Below are 15,679 nucleotides of genomic sequence, written 5' to 3' on the forward strand. Positions count from 1 at the left end.
TCATGCCGTAAGCCTGGCGGCAACCGCGGCGAAAGCCGCGATCAGGCGGCTTACCTGCGCCGCGGTCGTCGCCGGCGAGATCAGCATCATATTGTGGAACGGCGCGATCAGCACGCCGCGATTGACCAGCGCGACATGGACGGCGGCTTCGAGTTCCGGCGCATGTGCCGTCTCCGCCTCGCCGCCGTTCTTGAGCGGCCCGGGCGCGCAGATGAACTCGACGCGGGCGCCGACGCGCGCGACATGCCAAGGCAGCTTGTTTCGCTCGATGACGTCGGAGAGCCCCGCGTCGAGGCGGCGCGCCAGCCGGTCCATATGCGCATAGGCTTCCTCGGTCATTACCTCTTCGAGCGTCGCCCGCATCGCCGCGAATTGCAGCGGGTTGGCCGACAGCGTGGTGCCCATGCCGGAATAGCCGGGCTCCTTGCTGCGATTGTAGGCGCCGTAGCGCGTCGCCATCTCCTCGCTCATGCCCCAGATGCTGGCCGGCACGCCTCCGGCCACCGGCTTGCCGAGCACGAACAGGTCCGGCTCCAGCCCGTGCCGTCGCGTGTAACCGCCGGGCCCGGTTGAAATGGTGTGCGTCTCGTCGATCAAAAGCAGCGTGCCGGCGGCGCGGGTGAGGCGCCGCAGCGCGTCGTGGAAGCCGGGTTGTGGCAGCACCATGCAGGAATTGGTCAGCACCGGTTCGGTGATCACGCAGGCGATATCGCGGTCGCCAAGTGCCGCTTCCAATGCTGCAATATCGTTGAATTCGATAACCTTGGTTGCCCGTGTGAGATCGCGGAACTCGCCTGCCAGCCCAGGCCGGTTGACCGGCTTGCCGTCGATCATTCGCACCATCGTCTCGTCGACCGAGCCGTGATAGCAGCCGTTGAACACCAGGATCTTTTCACGCCCCGTCACCGCGCGGGCGACCCGCAAGGCGAAGCGGTTGGCATCGGTGGCGGTGGTGGCGATCTGCCAATACGGCAGGCCGAAGCGCTGCTGCAAGAGCGGACCGATCGCCAGCGCATCCTCGCTGGGCAGCATATAGGTCAAGCCGCGTGCTGCTTGCCGGCGGATGGCGCGGGCGACCGCCGGCGGCGAATGGCCGAGCATCGAGCCGGTGTCGCCGAGGCAGAAATCGTCGAGCTTGTTGCCGTCGACATCGATAATCGTGGCGCCCTTGGCGCTGTCGACCAGGATCGGGAAAGGCGTCGGCCAATCGGCCATCCAATGCATCGGCACGCCGCCGAGGAAGCCGGCCATGCCGTTGCCAACCTTGGCCTCGGACTTTGGCCGCGCCTTGCGGAAGGCGGCCGCCTCCGTTTCGCGCAGTTCCGCGATGCGGGCGGCGGCGATGCCGCCGATGGAAGTCCGGTCGATTGAATGCATGAAGCCCCTCTTTCTCGCGCGGCACTCTGCCAACCGGTCGGCAAAACCGCAATTGGCCGCGCAGGTGGCGGGCGTTGGCTCAGGCAGTAGGGATTAAGGGATTAAGGAAGTAGGGGAGTAGGGCATTGGGAAGACAGCGGAGGAAGGCTCTCCTTCCCTATTCCCTTGCCGCCCTATTCCCCTAATCCCTTAGGCAGTGATGTCGATCACGCCGCAATCGCCGGCCGCGCTGCCGAAGACGATGCGGCGCTCTTCCTTGTCCCACATCATCGAGGTGATGGCGCCTTTGCCGGGACGACGCAGCAGCACTTCCTTGGCGTCGGCGAAGCGGGCCGCGATCACCATGCCGTCCTCATAGCCGATCGCGGTGACCTCCTGGCTGGGATGGCAGGCAACGCACGTCACCATGGTATTGCCGCGCGTGCCGAGCTCCAGCGGCGCCTTGCCCATCGGCCCGTCCTTGCTGGCGAAAGGCCACACGATCGCCGCCGGCGCGCCGGAGCTCGCCAGCCATTTGCCCTTCACGCTCCAGGACAGGCTTTTGACCTTGCCCGGATAGCCGCTCATGCGCATGTGCTTGCCGTCCGCCAGCTTCCAGCCATGCAACGCGTTTTCCTGCATGGTGGTGATCAGGAAAGCGCTGTCCGGCGAAAAGCTGATCCCGGTATGGGCGCCGGCCCATTCGAGCTCGACCGGCTTGCCCTCAGCCGCAGGGAAATGCAGCGTCGCGCCATTGTAGCGGGCAACGCCGAAGCGCATGCCCTTGGGCGAGAAGGCGAGCCCTTCCACCGAGCGCGGATGGGCGAATTCTTTGATCTTGCCGTCGGCGAAACGGACGAACGCCGTCTTGCCCGAGGCATAGGCGACCGCACCCTGAGGGCCGGCGGCAACGCTGGTGATCCATTTTCTGCCGGCGCTGGCAAGTTCGCTCGCCTCACCGCCGGCCTTGACCGCAAACACCTTGCCGTCCTCGCCGCCGGTGATCAGGCGGTCGTTCGCCGCATCGTGGAAGGCGGCGAGCAGCCCGTCATTCGCCTGTACGGTCTTATGCCCATTGTCGAGCCGATGGATCGCGCCGTCGGCCAAAGCGAAATGCGGCACGTCGCCGAGGAAGACGGCGGCGACGCAATGGCCTTCGAGATCAAGCGGGGCGACTGTCGGCATGGGGATGATCCATTCGATTTCCGCCCATCCCTTAAGGGGTTGAGCTACGGGTCTCAACCCGCTTCGGGTCGCAAACGAGGAATGGCGCCAGCGTTGCGGCTCTCCCTTCTCCCACAAGGGGAGAAGGTCAGGGCGGCCAAATTAAGCCGCCTGGCAAGCTTCAAAACTCTTCCTGAGGCGCTCGGCGTCGAGATCGCGGCCGATGAAGACCAGCCGGCTTTCATGCTTCTCGCCGTCCTTCCAGGCGCGCTGGTGGTCGCCTTCGAGGATCATGTGCACGCCTTGCAGGACATAGCGGTCCTCGTCGCCCTTCAGCGCGATGATGCCCTTAAGCCTGAGGATGTTCGGCCCTTCCATCTGGGTCACCTTCTCGATCCAGGGGAAGAACTTCTTCGGATCCATCTCGCCGCCGCGCAGCGAGACCGACTTCACCGTGACATCGTGGATGTCGGAAGGATGGCCGTGGTGATGGTGATCGTGCCCGTCGTGATGATGGTGGTGGTCGTGATCGCAATCCGGACCGCATTCATGGTCGTGATCGTGGTCGTGCGCCTCGAGGAAATGCGGATCGTTCTCCAGCGCGCGTGAGAGGTCGAAGGCGCCGCGGTCGAGCACTTCGCCGAGCGCCACCCCGGCGCGCTGGGTGCGATGGATCCTGGCCGCCGGGTTGATGGCGCGGATCGTCGCCTCGACCTTTTCGAGCTCTTCCGGGGTGACGAGATCGGTCTTGTTCAGCACCACCACATCGGCGAAGGCGATCTGGTCCTCGGCCTCCTTCGAGTCCTTCAGGCGCAGCGGCAGGTGCTTGGCGTCAACCAGCGCCACCACCGCGTCGAGCTTGGTTTTGGAGCGCACATCGTCGTCCATGAAGAAGGTCTGCGCCACCGGCACCGGGTCGGCCAAGCCAGTGGTCTCGACCACGATGGCATCGAAACGGCCGGGCCGCCGCATCAGGCCCTCTACGACGCGGATCAGGTCGCCGCGCACCGTGCAGCACACGCAGCCATTGTTCATCTCATAGATTTCCTCGTCGGATTCGACGATCAGATCGTTGTCGATGCCGATCTCGCCGAACTCGTTGACTATGACCGCGTAACGCTTGCCGTGGTTCTCCGACAGGATGCGGTTGAGCAGCGTCGTCTTGCCCGCGCCGAGATAGCCGGTGAGAACGGTTACGGGGATCTGCGTCTGTGCATCGCTCATGGCCTGCCTCGAAAAATCTGTGCCTCGAAGGATTTGTCGGCCTCATATAGGATGCGAGCCGCGCTTTTGCACGCGCCAAACCGATGGGCCAGCCGGTCCCGATCGGGGCAGCCGCAGTGGGTTAAAGGAACAGGGCAGCCGCACGGCATCAGAGCCCCTCCGGGATGTTCCGCTGTGAATGCCGGCGGGCCAAAAGTCGTTTGTCATCTAACTGAAATAAACATCTGGCATCACCTGCGCGGGCACCGCAATGCTTGCCGGCAAAGTGTTTGCAGGCCGGACTCGTTAAATCGTCATTTGCCAGCCGCCGGACAGCCTCTATGCTGCCCGCGCCGGTTCGGCCGAAGAGGGAATGACCATGGCCAAGGCGGACAGAACAGCGACTATGAGCCGGCTGCATTCGGCAGCGCGGCTGGCGCGCACGGCGCTTGCTGCGCGGCTTCTGGCACATGGCTTCTACGCCGGCCAGGACCAGATCATGCTGGCGCTCGACCGCGAAGACGGCCAGACACCCGGCAATCTCGCCGACAAGCTCGGCGTACGTCCGCCGACGATCACAAAAACCATCAACAGGCTGCAGGCGCAGGGTTTTCTCGAAAAGCGCGCCTCCAACGCCGATGCCCGCCAGGCCCATATTTTCCTCACCGGCTCCGGCCGCGAAACCATCCGCGCCATCGAGAAATCGGTCAAGAAGACCGAGAAGCAGGCGCTGAGGGGTCTCGACAAGAAAGACCAGAAGGCGCTGTTCAAGCTGCTCGCCCGCATCGAGGCCAACCTGTCGAACGAGGACCTGATCCTCATCGACGACGACGCCGAGCTGGATGAAGCGTGACGCGCAGCGTCATCGCTCAACCCAAGCGCGATGCGCCGCATCGTCGCTTAGTCGCTGGGCATTGGTGACCCACGAGCGACGCGTGAGCGCGATGCGCAGCATCGTCGCTTAGCCGCTGGGGCGTTGGTGGCCACGAGCGACGCGTAAGCGTCGTCTCGAGCGACGCAAGCGCGATGCACAGCGTCGTCGCTTCAGCCACCACCCAAGCATCGGCAGCTTATCGGAAAGGGCGACGACGCTACGCGTCGCGCACCAGCGTCGCCCAGCGTCCCGGCGTCAGCCCGAACGCCTTCTTGAAATGCCGGTTGAAATGGCTCTGATCGCTGAAGCCGGCCGCAACAGCGGTTTCGGCAAGCGGCTCTCCCGCTTCGATCATGCGCCGTGCTCGCTGCAGCCGACGCATCAACAGGAAGCGATGCGGGCTTGTCGAATAGGTCGCGCGGAAATGGCGCGACAGCGCGTAACGGTCGAGGCCGGTAACCGCCTCCAGCTCGTCGGAACGCACCGGCCGTTCAGCGTTTTCTTCGAGATAGTCGCGGGCCAGCGCGGCAGCCCGCCACGCGATCTTTCCCGCTGATTTTGCCGGTTGTCCGGCATGGCGTTTCAATTGCTGCGCCAGCTGCGCGATGAAATCCGCCACGAACAGGTCGTCGAGCTCCTCGGTGAGCGGTGTTAGCGCCGACAGCAGCGTGCCGCGCAACTGAGGGTCGCTCACCACAGCATCCTTAACGAAGGGGAGCGGCGATCCGTGGAGGCAGTCGAGCAGCATCGACGGCTCGAGATAGAGAATCCTGTATCGTAGGCCGTGCTCGGTGCCGGCGCCGCCGTCATGCAGTTCGTCGGGATGCAGAACGATTGCCTGGCCGGGGAGGCTGTGCCGAAGCGCGCCGCGATAGTGGAAGCGCTGCACGCCGTCGAGCGTCACGCCGATGGCGTAGGTGTCGTGGCGGTGCAGGTCGAAAGCATTGCCGTGGAATCGCGCCTCGATGCGCTCGAGGCCCGTGGCGCCGGGCGCCGAAACGATCCGGTCGTCCTCAGCGCACGAACGTTCAAGACCTCCCAGCGCCTCATTGCCTACATCGTGCGCCATGGTCCCTGATCCACATCTCGGAGAGACATTTTGGTGTTCGACACGAAATTTGCAATCGTGCTCAAGGAAGATCTCGCCGTCTGGCAGAAGCTCAACGTTACCGCTTTCCTGACCAGCGGCATCGTCGCGCAATGTCCTGAAATCATCGGCGAGGCCTATCGCGACCGCGCCGGCAATTTCTTCAATCCGCTCTCGATCCAGCCCGTTATCGTGCTGTCGGCAGACGGGTCGACGCTTGCCGCGATCCACCGCCGGGCCCTGGAGCGCGGCGTGACGACATCGGCCTATGTCGAGGAGATGTTCTCCACCGGCCATGACCTGGCCAACCGCGCCGTCTTCGCCGAATTCGCGCCGGACGACGCCAAGATCGTCGGCATCGCGCTGCGCGCCGAAAAGAAGCTCGTCGACAAGATTACCAAGGGCGCCCGCATGCATGCTTGATTCTCCGGGAAGGATGCTCTTGGTGACTGATTGACCATTCGTCCGGACGACGTCGCGCACGTTCGAGATTGGCCGCGACCTCCCTGCTTCGCCAGCCTGGGGTCTGCGAGCGTCGCGTCGCTCCTTGCTCCGCACGGGATGACGAACCAGGAACGTTCTGCTGATCGCCAAGGCACTGCGCTCTAAGCCTGTCGGCACGTCTTGTTGGGCCAGTCGCTTTTGGCTTGCCGGTCGGCGGCGATTGCCGCAAAAGAATGGCGTCTACCTCTCCTCCGGCCCGATTTTGAGCGTTCCCAAAAATCACGACGACAGCGCGACGCCGCCCGCGGCGATGCTGTTGATGCTCTGCGTCTATGTCTGCTTCACCTTTCTCGACACCTCAAGCAAATATCTGGTGCTCGCCGGCGTCTCGGCGCTGATCGTCGCCTGGGCCCGCTTCATCGTGCATGTCCTGCTTGTCGGCGTTTTCCTGCGCGGCTGGCGCGAGCCGTCGCGCTTCCGCGCCAATAACCTGCCGGCGCACATTCTGCGCGGATGCCTGCTTTTCGGCTCGACTATGTTCAACATCCTGGCGCTCAGGACGCTGCAGCTCGCCGAGACCACCTCGATCTATTTCTTCGGCCCGATGGTGATCACCGCATTGGCCGGCCCGCTGCTCGGCGAGTGGGCGGGCTGGCGGCGCTGGCTGGCGATCCTCACCGGCTTCGTCGGCGTCCTCATCATCACCCGGCCCGGCGTCGGCGTGTTCGGCATGGGCCATCTCTTCGCGCTGGGCTCGATGCTGTCGAATTCTTTTTACGTCATCATGACCCGGCGCATGTCGTCGACGGAGAGATCCGAGAGCCTGATCCTGTTCTCGGCGCTGGCGCCGGCGGTGCTGCTCCTGCCCATGCTGCCCTTCTCATTGTCCCTGCCGCAGGACGGCTGGCACTGGGTGATCCTTTTGATGCTCGGCGTCTTCGGCGCCGGCGGCCATTGGCTCCTGGTCCAGGCCTATCGCCTGGCGACGACGACGGCGCTCGCGCCTTACCCCTATTCGCAGATGGTTTGGATGATCATCTCCGGCTGGCTGATCTTCCACCAGTTTCCCGACCGCTGGACCCTGCTCGGGGCGGCCATCATCGTCGTCAGCGGCCTGTACATCATCCACCGCGAGCACAGGCTTCGCCTGCGCAATTCCGCTTCCTTGGACACAGAAGCCGAGAGCTTGGCAAAAAAACTTTGATTTGCCCTCAATCGATGGCATAAGCCCCATTTAAACAGTTTAAAGGCCTCGGGGACCAAGGCTGGCACAGAAGATCAAGCTTTCGACGATCGCGGATGCGCTTGGCGTATCCACGGCAACGGTGTCGCTGGCGCTGCGCGACAGCCCGCTGGTCGCGGGCTCGACGCGCGAGCGTATCAAGGAGCACGCGCGCGCCATCGGCTATATCTACAACCGACGGGCCGCGTCGCTCCGCACCTCGCGCTCCGGCATTGTCGGCGTCGTCGTGCACGACATCATGAACCCGTTCTTCGCCGAGATTCTGCGCTCGATAGAAAGCGAGCTCGACCGCAGCCGCCAGACCTTCATCCTGTCCAACCATTATGACCAGCTGGAAAAGCAGCGCACCTTCATCGATACGCTGCTGCAGCTCGGCGCCGACGGCGTCATCATGTCGCCGGCCATAGGCACGCCGGCCGAGGACATCATCATGGCCGAGGAAAACGGCCTCCCGGCGGTGCTGATCGCGCGCACCGTCACCGGCGCCGACGTGCCGGTCTTCCGCGGCGACGATGCCTATGGCACGGCACTCGCGACCAACCATCTCATCTCGCTCGGCCACAAACGCATCGCCATGATCGGCGGCACGGACCAGACCTCGACCGGCCGCGACCGCTACCAGGGCTATGTCAACGCCATGGAGGCGGCCGGGCTGGAGGTGAAGCCGTCCTGGCGCATTCCTGGACCGCGCACCAAGCAGGCTGGTTTCGAGGCTGCAGGACAGTTCTTGGCGCTGAAGGACAAGCCGACCGCCGCCTGCTGCTGGAATGATCTGGTTGCGATCGGGCTGATGAACGGCATCGCGCGCGCCGGCCTGGTGCCGGGCGTCGATATTTCCGTCACTGGTTACGACGACCTGGAGGAGGCTGCGATAGCAACGCCGGCCTTGACCACGGTCTGGAATGGCCAGCGCGAGGTCGGCCGCCGCGCCGCCAGCGCGCTGCTCGACAAGCTGAACGGGCAGGCCGTGCGGCCGTCGCAGGAATTGATCAAGCCGGAGCTGCACGTGCGCCAGTCCACCGGCAAGCCGGTGGAGCGTCAATGACACAGACAGAAGCGAAGTCGCCGGTCGCCATCCTGGTGCCGGGCCGTTTCAACGACCATGCCATCGGCCGGATCGACAAGGCGTTCAAGCGCGTGCGGATCGAGCGCGCCGATCCGTCGCTCGTCACCGGCGAGATGCGCGAGAGCGTGCGCGGCATCGCCTCCTTCGGCGGCATCAGCGCGGCCATGATCGACGCGCTGCCCAATCTCGAGATCATCGCCAATTTCGGCGTCGGCTATGACTCCGTCGACGCTTGTCACGCGGCCGCCCGCGGCGTCATGGTCACCAACACGCCCGACGTGCTGACCGAAGAGGTTGCCGACACCACCATCGGCCTGTTGATCAACACGGTGCGCGAAATGTACGCCGCCGAGAAATGGCTGCGCGACGGCGACTGGGTGAGGAAGGGTGACTATCGCCTGAGCCGGCTCACCTTGCGCGGCCGCCGCGTCGGCATCTTCGGCATGGGACGCATCGGCCTTGCCGTCGCCCGTCGCCTCGAGGCTTTCGGCCTGCCGATCGCCTATCACAACCGCCGCCAGGTCGATGGCCTGTCCTACGAGTACCATGCGACGCTGAAGGGTCTGGCCGAAGCGGTCGACACGCTGATTTGCATTGCGCCGGGCGGGGCCGCGACGGAGAAAGCCATCGACGCGGCGGTCCTGGCGGCGCTCGGCCCGAACGGCGTCTTCGTCAATATCGGCCGCGGCAGCACGGTTGATGAGGCGGCTTTGGCTGCGGCACTCTCCAATGGCACCATCGCTGCCGCCGGGCTCGATGTCTTTGCCGACGAACCGAATGTGCCCAAAGCGCTGCTCGATGCGCCCAACACCTCCCTTCTGCCGCATGTCGGATCTGCGTCCGACCACACCCGCCGGGCCATGGCGGATCTGTGCGTCGATAATCTCATCTCCTGGTTCGGCGAGCGCCGGCCGCTGACCCCGGTGCCGGAGACGATCAACGTCAAGCCACGCGCCTGAGCGGAAGGCCGGCCACATTTATTAACGCCTGCTTAACCATCATTCTGCATACTTCGTTATGCATGTTGTCCAAATCGGCGCGTGGTTTGGAGACCGGCATGGCACGGCAAGCCAGGATGTGGAGAGGCGGAGTGAAGCTGTTAGCCGGGTTGATTACGTCAGTCGCCTTATACGGGGGCGTTCAGTCCCTGCACGACGGCAACGGCCAAAGCGCGGTCGAGCAAGCCGGCCTCTCCAACAGCTATCGGCTGACAGCCAATGGCGACGAAGCGGCCTGCGCAATCAAGCGCGGCGCCGAGGTCTCGGACGGCCTGTCGCTGCTGACAATTGCTCCGAACTGCAGCAAGCTGATGCCCGGCATCGAGCGTGTGAAATTCTGGCGCGAGCAGGCCGACGGCTCGGTCGCGTTCAGCGAGAACGGCATCGATCCGATCGTCACCTTCGGTGTTGCTGATGGCGACGGCTACGAATCCTATGCGCCGGCCGCCCCGCTTTTGGCGCTGAACGCGACGACCAGCGACTGAGTTCGGCTATTCCGCCGCCGCGCGTGCACCGGCCTTCGCCGCATGCAGGCGCACGGCATCGCCGAAGGCGCGGAAGATCTTTGCCGAGTTGCTGTCCGACTTCACCCAATATTCGGGGTGCCACTGGACGCCGACGGCGAAGGCGCGGGCCTCCTTGACCGAGACGGCCTCGATCGTGCCGTCGGTCGCCAAAGCCTCGACCTGCAGTTTCGATCCGAGCCGGTCGATCGCTTGGCGATGCAGCGAGTTGACCTTGATGTCGCCGGCGCCGAACACGCCGGCGAGGCAGGTTCCAGGCTTGATCGAAATCGTCTGGTGGATGCCGAAGCGCTCGTCCTGATTGTCGCTCACCGGCGCGCGGTGATCGAGCGAGCCTTCGCGCTCCTGGATCTCGGTGCCGAGCGTCCCGCCCAGCGCCACGTTGAGCTCCTGGATGCCGCGGCAGATGGCGAGCAGCGGCACGCCGCGCTCGATCGCCTTGCGGATCAGCGGCAGCGTGGTGGAGTCGCGCGCCGGGTCGTAGGGACCGTTGGCCTCGCTGGGATCGCCGCCATAGAGCGAGGGATGCACGTTGGATTTCGAACCCGTCACCATGACGCCGTCGACCGAGGACAGCAGCTCGTCGAAATCGAGCCGGTCGCCGAAGGACGGCACCAGGAGCGGGAACACGCCGGCGCCGGCGATCGCCGCCTCGATATATTGCTGGGGCGCGGCATGCCATGTGTAGTTGTCGAACTGGCGGACATCGGTTGAGACGGCAACGAGCGGCTGCTGCATTTTGGATACGGGTTCCATCGAGGGCTAACGAATTATTCTGCCTACAAAATAGGCGATCAGTCGGCACTTTGCCATGGCAAGTTTCGGTTCTCCGAATGGGCCAGGACGGTCGGCGTTAGACTATAGTTGCACGTTGCCCGCGGTGCTGGACTCGACATCTTGCCCGTGTATTGTTTCGCGCAGCCGATCAGGGCACCGCGGATGTCCGAGCATCGGTCTGTTGGTTCTAAACGGGAGGAAAATGCATGGATCGTCGTTCGTTCATCCGTAAGGCCGGTGCATCCGGTGTTGGTGTCGCGGCAGCGGCCGCCGCGCTTGCCACGCCGGCGATAGCCCAGTCCAATCCGAAAGTGACCTGGCGGCTGGCATCGTCCTTCCCGAAATCGCTCGACACGATCTATGGCGGTGCGGAAGTGTTCTCAAAAATGCTGTCGGAAGCGACCGACGGCAATTTCCAGGTTCAGGTCTTCGCCTCGGGCGAGCTCGTTCCCGGCCTGCAGGCGGCCGACGCCACCGCCGCAGGCACCGTCGAGGCATGCCACACGGTGGCATATTACTATTGGGGCAAGGACCCAACCTGGGCGCTGGGTGCCGCAGTGCCGTTCTCGCTTAACGCGCGCGGCATGAACGCTTGGCACTATCATGGCGGCGGCATTGACCTCTTCAACGAATTCCTTGCAACGCAAGGCCTGTTCGGCCTGCCGGGCGGCAACACCGGCGTGCAGATGGGTGGCTGGTTCCGCAAGCAGATCAACACGGTCGCCGATCTTTCCGGCCTCAAGATGCGCATCGGCGGCTTTGCCGGCAAAGTGGTGCAGAAGCTCGGCGTCGTGCCGCAGCAGATCGCCGGCGGCGACATCTACCCGGCGCTGGAAAAGGGCACGATCGACGCCGCCGAATGGGTCGGCCCTTATGACGACGAGAAGCTCGGCTTCTACAAGGTCGCGCCCTACTACTACTATCCCGGCTGGTGGGAAGGCGGCCCGACCGTGCATCTGATGTTCAACAAGGCAAAATACGAGGAATTGTCGCCTGCCTACAAGTCGCTGGTGCACACGGCCGCGCAAGCCGCCGACGCCAACATGCTGCAGAAATACGACTACCTCAATCCGGCGGCGGTGAAGCGGCTGGTCGCCAGCGGCGCCAAGCTGGCTCCTTTTAGCCAGGAAATCATGGCCGCCTGCTTCGAAAAGGCCAACGAAGTCTATGCCGAAATGGAGGCCAACAACGCGCCGTTCAAGAAGATCTGGGAATCCATCAAAGGCTTCCGCAAGGAGCACTATCTCTGGGCCCAGGTCGCCGAATACAACTACGACACCTTCATGATGGTGCAGCAGCGTAACGGCAAGCTGTAGCCGGGGTCTACGCCCTCTCCCCTATGGTGACGGGGAGAGGGCGCTGTCACCGCCGGTTTCGCCAATCGCCAACGTTGCAGGACTTCAGGTCCGGCCCGGCACGACCAGCACCTTGACCTCGCCGGGGGCGGCTGGGTTCGAGATCACCTGCGGGGCCTCTTCGAGTGGCACCTGCCTGGAAATCAGCTTGTCGATCTCGATCGCGCCGGACGCGATGAGGTCCGCGGCGCGTCGATGCGTGAAGGGATTGATGAAGGACCCGAGGACTTTCAACTCCCGGAACAGCACGTCGAAAGGCTCGAAAGCCACCTTCTGCCCCTGCGGCATCACGCCGACGATCACCACCGTACCTCCGGCCTTGGCAATTCGCATCGACTGCTCGATCGTGTCGCGAACCCCGGCGCATTCCAGCACCACGTCGACGCCGCCCGGCACAAGCCCGGCTTTTCCGGCGATGGCCTCGATGGGATCGACGGCGCTGGGATCGACCGTAGCGGTCGCGCCGAGTTCTTCGGCCAGCGCCCGGCGCGAGGCCTGCCTGGTCGATAGGATGATGGTCGCGGCACCGGCAAGCTTCGCCAATTGCACGGTGAGCAGGCCGATGACGCCGCCGCCGAGCACCACCACCGAGCCGCCGGGCCTGATTCCGGCGAGGTCGATGCCGTGCAGGCAGCAGGCCAGCGGCTCGCAGAAGGCGCCATGCGTCGGCTGAAGGTTGCCGGGCAGGAGGAAGGCCTGGCCTTGCGGCATCACGACATAATCGGCGAAACCGCCGTCGCGGTGGATGCCGATAGCCCTGAGATTGCTGCACAAATTGACGCGGCCGGCCCGGCACTGGCTGCAGCGCCCGCAGGCGATGTTGGGGTCGCCCGTGACCCGATCGCCGACGGCGATGCCGGACACCGCGTCGCCGACCGCCTCGACGATGCCGCAGAATTCGTGGCCGAGCGTGACCGGCGGCGTGCACGGGAATTCGCCATGGAACAGGTGGCGGTCCGTGCCGCAGACGCCGCAGGCTTCGATCCGCACCAGAACATCCTCCGGCCCCGGCGCAGGTTTGTCGACCTCACGAAGGGCGATGCCGCCGATTGCTTCCAGCCGTACGGCTCTCATGACTTGGTCACCTCAGTTGAAACTCGGCGGATTGGAAAGATCGGGCGCCGGCGCCGCCGGCTTGGCGGGGGCCGTATCGCCGAAATTCGGCGGCTGTGACAAGTCCGGGGTGCCAGGCGCGGCGGGCGCCGAGCCGCCACTGGCGGGCGCCGCACCATTGTCGGCCGGCGGCGTGCCGAGCGGCGCAAGTCCCGGCATGTCCGGCAGCTTGAGGTCGATCGTGCTCGGCTCGACGGCGGTGCCCTTGTAGCGCATCACCATTTGCGGGAAGGCGATGGTAAGCCCGATCATGATCACCTGGATACAGACGAACGGCACCGCGCCCCAATAGATCTGGCCGGTGGTGACCGGCGCGATCTGTTTGCCGGTGATGCGGTCGAGATAGGGCACGCGCGCCGCGACCGAACGCAGGTAGAACAGCGCGAAGCCGAACGGCGGATGCATGAAGCTGGTCTGCATGTTCACGCCAAGCAGCACGCCGAACCAGATCAGGTCGATGCCGAGCTTGTCGGCGGCGGGCGCCAGCAGCGGCACGATGATGAAGGCGAGCTCGAAGAAGTCGAGGAAGAAGGCGAGCACGAAAACCAGCACGTTGACGCCGATCAGGAAGCCGGTCTCGCCGCCCGGCAGCGAGGTCAAGAGATGCTCGACCCAGATGTGGCCGTTGACGCCGTAGAAGGTGAGCGAGAAGACGCGCGCGCCGATCAGGATGAACAGCACGAAGGCGGAGAGCCGCGTCGTCGAGGCCAGCGCCTGCTTGATGACGTCCATCGTCAGCCGCCCCTTGAAGCCCGCCATGATCAGCGCGCCGACGGCGCCCATGGCGCCGCCCTCGGTCGGGGTGGCGATGCCGAGGAAGATGGTGCCCAGCACCAGGAAGATCAGCGCCAGCGGCGGGATCAGCACGATCACCACCTGCTGTGCCAGCTTGGACATCATGTTGATGTGGAGGCGCTGGTCGGCGATCGCCACGATGTAGATGGCGATCACGCCCACGGTGGCGCCAAGGATGTCCGCATTGTCGCCATGCGTCGGCGCGAGGTAACGATAGGCCGCATAGGAAATCGCGCCGGTCACCATCAGCGCCACGATCAGCGAAATCACGCCGTGGCCGAGCGTGCGGGCCTCGAGCGGCAATGCCGGCATCGCGTTCGGCCGGACGATCGACATGATCAGGATGTAGAGCATGTAGATGCCGGTCAGAACGAGGCCGGGGATCAGTGCGCCCGCATACATGTCGCCCACCGAGCGTCCAAGCTGGTCGGCCAGCACAATCAGCACCAGCGAGGGGGGGATGATCTGGGCCAGTGTGCCGGAAGCCGCGATCACGCCCGAGGCGAGGCGCCGGTCGTAGCCGTAGCGCAGCATGATCGGCAGCGAGATCAGCCCCATGGCGATGACGGAGGCCGCCACCACGCCGGTCGTTGCGGCAAGCAGTGCGCCGACGAAGATCACCGCATAGGCAAGCCCGCCGCGGATCGGGCCGAACAGCTGCCCGACCGTGTCGAGCAGGTCCTCGGCCATGCCGGATCGCTCCAGCACGATCCCCATGAAAGTGAAGAATGGAATGGCCAGCAGCGTGTCGTTCGACATCACCCTGGTGCCGTAGAAATTATCCGGCAGCGCATGCAGCAGCGGCCAGGCGAGGTTGATCGAGCCGCCGGAATAGGGCGACAAGAGCACGCCGATGAAGAAGAACAACAGGCCGTTCGCAGCGAGCGAGAAGGCGACGGGGTAGCCGATCAAAAGGAAGATGATCAGCGAGGCGAACATGATCGGCGCCATGTTCTGCGCGATGAACTCGATCATGAGCGCACCTCGCCGGACAGCGCCTTGGCTTCTTCGGCAAGCGCTTCGGCCTCGAGCTTGGCCTGGTCGTGGGCCGACACATAGGGAGTGGGATCCTCCATGTCGCCGCGCATGATGGCGATCTTCTTGATGATCTCGGAGACGCCCTGGATGGCCAGCAGGAAGAAGCCGACGAGCAGGATGGCCTTGGCCGGCCAGACGATCAGCCCGCCGGCATTGGTCGACATCTCGCCGCTGCGGAAGGACAGCGACACGTAAGGCACGAAGTAGATCACCATCAGCACCACGAACGGCATCAGGAAGAGGAGATGGCCGAGGAGGTCGATCCAGTGCTGCACGCGGCGGGGGAACATGCCGTAGACGATGTCGATGCGGATATGGTCGTTCTGTTTCAGCGTATAGGCGGCGGCCAGCATGAAGGCGGCGCCGAACAGATACCACTGCAGTTCGAGCCAGGCGTTGGAGGAGATGTCGAACACCTTGCGGATGACCGCGTTGCCGGCGCTCACCAGGATCGCAAGCAGGATCAGCCACGAGACCCAGCGGCCGATGAACTCGTTGATGCGGTCGATCGTCGTGGATAGAGCGAGCAGCCCTGCCATGCATTTCCTCCCTCGCGCACCGGCCCCGAGAATCGCGTTCGATTTCGGAAAGCACGATGCCTAACTCAAAGTGCTGGCGCCGCGCCCGAGTCCCCCTCCGGTG

Annotated in this window: 15 protein-coding genes; 7 read left to right on the forward strand and 8 right to left on the reverse strand. The window is 64.4% G+C overall.

Annotated elements, in window-relative coordinates; genetic code table 11:
- From CK215_RS13285 to CK215_RS13295, 3 genes are all read right to left on the reverse strand, one after another.
- Entirely contained in the window at positions 1 to 1,377 is a 1,377-nt protein-coding gene (locus tag CK215_RS13285; RefSeq protein WP_095831181.1) for an aspartate aminotransferase family protein, read from the reverse strand.
- A gap of 189 nt (positions 1,378 to 1,566) precedes the next feature.
- Positions 1,567 to 2,541, reverse strand: a complete 975-nt coding sequence (locus CK215_RS13290) for a WD40 repeat domain-containing protein (protein WP_095782237.1) — start codon at positions 2,539 to 2,541, stop codon at positions 1,567 to 1,569.
- 141 nt (positions 2,542 to 2,682) lie between these two features.
- Positions 2,683 to 3,744, reverse strand: a complete 1,062-nt coding sequence (locus CK215_RS13295; RefSeq protein WP_067003322.1) for a GTP-binding protein — start codon at positions 3,742 to 3,744, stop codon at positions 2,683 to 2,685.
- 358 nt (positions 3,745 to 4,102) lie between these two features.
- Here CK215_RS13295 and CK215_RS13300 point away from each other — a divergent pair, with 358 nt between their 5' ends.
- Complete coding sequence (locus CK215_RS13300) at positions 4,103 to 4,576, forward strand: MarR family transcriptional regulator (protein ID WP_095831325.1); 474 nt, start codon at positions 4,103 to 4,105, stop codon at positions 4,574 to 4,576.
- A 238-nt stretch (positions 4,577 to 4,814) separates the two neighbouring features.
- Here CK215_RS13300 and CK215_RS13305 read toward each other — a convergent pair whose 3' ends face one another.
- Positions 4,815 to 5,666 carry an AraC family transcriptional regulator gene (locus tag CK215_RS13305; RefSeq protein ID WP_095831182.1) on the reverse strand — a complete coding sequence of 284 codons (852 nt, stop codon included), beginning with the start codon at positions 5,664 to 5,666 and terminating at the stop codon, positions 4,815 to 4,817.
- A 33-nt stretch (positions 5,667 to 5,699) separates the two neighbouring features.
- Between CK215_RS13305 and CK215_RS13310 the strand changes: the two genes are divergently transcribed.
- The 5 genes from CK215_RS13310 (at position 5,700) to CK215_RS13330 (ending at position 9,920) form a co-directional block, all read left to right on the forward strand.
- A complete protein-coding gene (locus CK215_RS13310; RefSeq protein WP_067003707.1) occupies positions 5,700 to 6,107 on the forward strand; it encodes a DUF2000 family protein in 408 nt (135 codons plus the stop codon).
- Positions 6,108 to 6,447: 340 nt separating this feature from the next.
- The gene (locus CK215_RS13315; RefSeq protein ID WP_170950301.1) at positions 6,448 to 7,332 is read left to right on the forward strand and encodes a DMT family transporter; all 885 of its coding nucleotides are present in this window, start codon (positions 6,448 to 6,450) and stop codon (positions 7,330 to 7,332) included.
- Positions 7,333 to 7,393: 61 nt separating this feature from the next.
- Positions 7,394 to 8,416 (forward strand): LacI family DNA-binding transcriptional regulator, encoded by a 1,023-nt coding sequence (locus tag CK215_RS13320; RefSeq protein WP_067324144.1) that lies wholly within the window; start codon positions 7,394 to 7,396, stop codon positions 8,414 to 8,416.
- Entirely contained in the window at positions 8,413 to 9,396 is a 984-nt protein-coding gene (locus tag CK215_RS13325; RefSeq protein ID WP_095831183.1) for a 2-hydroxyacid dehydrogenase, read from the forward strand. Before CK215_RS13320 ends, CK215_RS13325 begins: the two co-directional genes overlap by 4 nt.
- 131 nt (positions 9,397 to 9,527) lie before the next feature.
- Entirely contained in the window at positions 9,528 to 9,920 is a 393-nt protein-coding gene (locus CK215_RS13330) for a hypothetical protein (RefSeq protein ID WP_170950294.1), read from the forward strand.
- A gap of 6 nt (positions 9,921 to 9,926) precedes the next feature.
- Here CK215_RS13330 and CK215_RS13335 read toward each other — a convergent pair whose 3' ends face one another.
- Positions 9,927 to 10,697 (reverse strand): gamma-glutamyl-gamma-aminobutyrate hydrolase family protein, encoded by a 771-nt coding sequence (locus tag CK215_RS13335; RefSeq protein WP_095831184.1) that lies wholly within the window; start codon positions 10,695 to 10,697, stop codon positions 9,927 to 9,929.
- A 245-nt stretch (positions 10,698 to 10,942) separates the two neighbouring features.
- Here CK215_RS13335 and CK215_RS13340 point away from each other — a divergent pair, with 245 nt between their 5' ends.
- A complete protein-coding gene (locus tag CK215_RS13340) occupies positions 10,943 to 12,052 on the forward strand; it encodes a TRAP transporter substrate-binding protein (RefSeq protein WP_067003340.1) in 1,110 nt (369 codons plus the stop codon).
- An 84-nt stretch (positions 12,053 to 12,136) separates the two neighbouring features.
- On the opposite strand, the gene CK215_RS13345 is transcribed toward CK215_RS13340, so the two are convergent.
- From CK215_RS13345 to CK215_RS13355, 3 genes are read right to left on the reverse strand one after another with little or no spacing between them, the layout of a single operon-like run.
- Positions 12,137 to 13,165 carry a zinc-dependent alcohol dehydrogenase family protein gene (locus tag CK215_RS13345; RefSeq protein WP_095831185.1) on the reverse strand — a complete coding sequence of 343 codons (1,029 nt, stop codon included), beginning with the start codon at positions 13,163 to 13,165 and terminating at the stop codon, positions 12,137 to 12,139.
- Positions 13,166 to 13,177: 12 nt separating this feature from the next.
- The gene (locus CK215_RS13350; RefSeq protein ID WP_170950295.1) at positions 13,178 to 14,974 is read right to left on the reverse strand and encodes a TRAP transporter large permease subunit; all 1,797 of its coding nucleotides are present in this window, start codon (positions 14,972 to 14,974) and stop codon (positions 13,178 to 13,180) included.
- A complete protein-coding gene (locus CK215_RS13355) occupies positions 14,971 to 15,576 on the reverse strand; it encodes a TRAP transporter small permease subunit (protein ID WP_067003346.1) in 606 nt (201 codons plus the stop codon). Before CK215_RS13355 ends, CK215_RS13350 begins: the two co-directional genes overlap by 4 nt.
- Positions 15,577 to 15,679 lie beyond the last annotated feature (103 nt).

The sequence above is a fragment of the Mesorhizobium sp. WSM3864 genome, assembly GCF_002294955.1.
Taxonomy (GTDB): domain Bacteria; phylum Pseudomonadota; class Alphaproteobacteria; order Rhizobiales; family Rhizobiaceae; genus Mesorhizobium.

Coding starts and splice junctions, on each gene's coding strand:
- CK215_RS13290 (WP_095782237.1), bottom strand. CDS start 2,541: ATGCCGACAGTCGCCCCGCTTGATCTCGAAGGCCATTGCGTCGCCGCC.
- CK215_RS13345 (WP_095831185.1), bottom strand. CDS start 13,165: ATGAGAGCCGTACGGCTGGAAGCAATCGGCGGCATCGCCCTTCGTGAG.
- CK215_RS13340 (WP_067003340.1), top strand. CDS start 10,943: ATGGATCGTCGTTCGTTCATCCGTAAGGCCGGTGCATCCGGTGTTGGT.
- CK215_RS13285 (WP_095831181.1), bottom strand. CDS start 1,377: ATGCATTCAATCGACCGGACTTCCATCGGCGGCATCGCCGCCGCCCGC.
- CK215_RS13295 (WP_067003322.1), bottom strand. CDS start 3,744: ATGAGCGATGCACAGACGCAGATCCCCGTAACCGTTCTCACCGGCTAT.
- CK215_RS13355 (WP_067003346.1), bottom strand. CDS start 15,576: ATGGCAGGGCTGCTCGCTCTATCCACGACGATCGACCGCATCAACGAG.
- CK215_RS13315 (WP_170950301.1), top strand. CDS start 6,448: ATGCTCTGCGTCTATGTCTGCTTCACCTTTCTCGACACCTCAAGCAAA.
- CK215_RS13325 (WP_095831183.1), top strand. CDS start 8,413: ATGACACAGACAGAAGCGAAGTCGCCGGTCGCCATCCTGGTGCCGGGC.
- CK215_RS13350 (WP_170950295.1), bottom strand. CDS start 14,974: ATGATCGAGTTCATCGCGCAGAACATGGCGCCGATCATGTTCGCCTCG.
- CK215_RS13305 (WP_095831182.1), bottom strand. CDS start 5,666: ATGGCGCACGATGTAGGCAATGAGGCGCTGGGAGGTCTTGAACGTTCG.
- CK215_RS13300 (WP_095831325.1), top strand. CDS start 4,103: ATGGCCAAGGCGGACAGAACAGCGACTATGAGCCGGCTGCATTCGGCA.
- CK215_RS13335 (WP_095831184.1), bottom strand. CDS start 10,697: ATGCAGCAGCCGCTCGTTGCCGTCTCAACCGATGTCCGCCAGTTCGAC.